Origin of the sequence: Protofrankia sp. CiT1, assembly GCF_917627335.1 — a bacterium.
Lineage (GTDB): Bacteria > Actinomycetota > Actinomycetes > Frankiales > Frankiaceae > Protofrankia.
Genome location: NZ_CAKJTP010000023.1, coordinates 1 through 1,999, shown reverse-complemented (window position 1 = coordinate 1,999; position 1,999 = coordinate 1). Strand labels below are relative to the sequence as shown.

Here is a 1,999-nt window from a genome sequence, read left to right as displayed (position 1 = left end):
GGCAATAGGGGTGTGGATCAAGGAGTGGGGCTGGGGTGCGTGCATCGCGCGGCGGCGGAGGGAGCCACCGGAGGTGTTGGGTGGCGACTGACGAGCCGGGGTACCCGTGCATCGCGCGGCGATGGACGGGGAGCGATGCGACGAGGTGGGTGGCCCAAGCCCGCGACGCCGCGTCCCCTGTTGCCGGGCACTCCAGCGTGGGGCGACATCACAACGCCCCAACCGCGCGGCTGACCAGCCGCAGGCCCAGGTCACCGGGCGCTCCGGCCGTACGGAACGCGCAGCCGGACAGAACGCGCGGTGGCCCCCGGACGGGATATCCGGGGGCCACTGACAACCGTTCACCCGGCCGCGGACGGACCAGGGCGGCTCAGCCGCTGGGCGCGGGATCGGTCGACCCGCCCGCATCCTCCGCATCGGTGTCCGTGGCGGCATCGACATCAGGATCAACGTCTTCGATGTCCTCGCCTGGCGGGACGATCGGTGCCGCCTGATCAGGTGGCACCACCTCGCTTCCGGCCGTGTCAACGACCTTCACCTGTCGCAGCAGGAAGGCGAGTGCCTTGCTCCGCAGCGCGTCAATCATGATCGCCGAAAGGCCATCCCCCTGGGCGAGCTGCTGAGCGAAGGCCTCGGGACTCATGCCCATGCGCTGCGCCCGACCGATCACCTGCTCCATCAGCTCGCCCTGATCTATACCGAACTGCTCGGCATCAATCACAGCGTCCAGGATGAACTGCGACTTCAGTGTCCTCTCGACGAGTCGCCGCACATCGTCGAGGCGCTCCTCGTCGGTCCGGCCAAGTGTTTTGAGGTAGGCCTCACGGTCAACGCCCATCCGTTCAAGATCATGAACGAAACGATGCTCGCGAGCCTCGACCTCGCCATCGAGGACCGAGACCGGCAACGGCACGTCAACACGCTCGATCAGAGCGTCGAGAACACGCTCACGCGCCTGCCCGAGCTGGTCGCGCTCGGCCTCACGGACAAGACGCTCCCGGATGTCCGCAAGCAGCTCCGCCAGCGAGTCGAACTCGCTGGCGGTGGTGGCAAAGTCATCGTCAAGCTCGGGAAGCTCACGCTCCTTGACGCCCCGGACGGTGGCCGTGACCTCGGCCGAGCTGCCGGCGAACTCACCGGCGAGCAGTTCGGTCACAAAGGTACGGCTCTCTCCTTCGTCGGCACCGATGACCGCCGCGTCCAGACCGTCGATCAAGGTGTCGCTACCGACCTCGTAGGACATACCGGCAGCCTCGGCACCCTCGACGACCTCGCCGTCCACGGTCGCGGAAAGGTCGAGGGAGATGAAGTCGCCGGTCTGCACCGGGCGTTCGACCGGCTTGAGCACGGCGAAGCGCTCACGCATGGTCGTCAGTTGTGAATCGATCTGCTCGTCAGTCACCTCGAGCGCGTCAACGATGACCTCAAGGCTGTCATAGTCGGGAAGAACGATGTCCGGCCGGACGTCCACCTCCGCTGTGAAAACCAGCGGGGCACCGTCCTCGAACGAACTGATGCCGACCTCGGGACGGGACAGAACGTCTACGTCCTCCTGCTGCACGGCATCGGTGTAGAAGCGCGGCAAGGCGTTCTGGATGGCCTCCTCGAGGATCACTCCCCGGCCAAGACGCTGGTCAAGGATACGCGGAGGCACCTTGCCCGGCCGGAAGCCGGAAACCCGGACTTCCCGTGCGAGTTTGCGGTAGGCGGCGTCAACGGACGGCTTGAGCTCGTCGAAGGGCACCTCGACGGTCAGCTTGACCCGGGTGGGACTTAGGGTCTCCTTGGTGGCCTTCACGGCGCGGCTAACTCCTGATGCGGCAGTGGATCGGATGGACGCGCCGAGATTACCGGTCGGGGCGGGGAGACTCGAACTCCCGATCTCCTGCACCCAAAGCAGGCGCGCTAGCCACTACGCTACGCCCCGAGGCGTTGCTTCAGTATCCTACGGGTAGTGTAAGCGACGCTCCGCGGGTGTAGCTCAATGGCAGAGCCCCAG

1 protein-coding gene and 1 tRNA gene are annotated in these 1,999 nt (G+C 66.3%); both read right to left on the bottom strand.

Annotation, left to right across the window (positions count from 1 at the left end; translation table 11 throughout):
- Nucleotides 1–370: 370 nt before the first annotated feature.
- The gene (gene tig / locus MJ785_RS06365; protein ID WP_239313603.1) at nt 371–1,798 is read right to left on the bottom strand and encodes a trigger factor; all 1,428 of its coding nucleotides are present in this window, start codon (nt 1,796–1,798) and stop codon (nt 371–373) included.
- Nucleotides 1,799–1,854: 56 nt separating this feature from the next.
- Nucleotides 1,855–1,927 (bottom strand) — tRNA-Pro (locus MJ785_RS06360).
- Nucleotides 1,928–1,999: the final 72 nt, after the last annotated feature.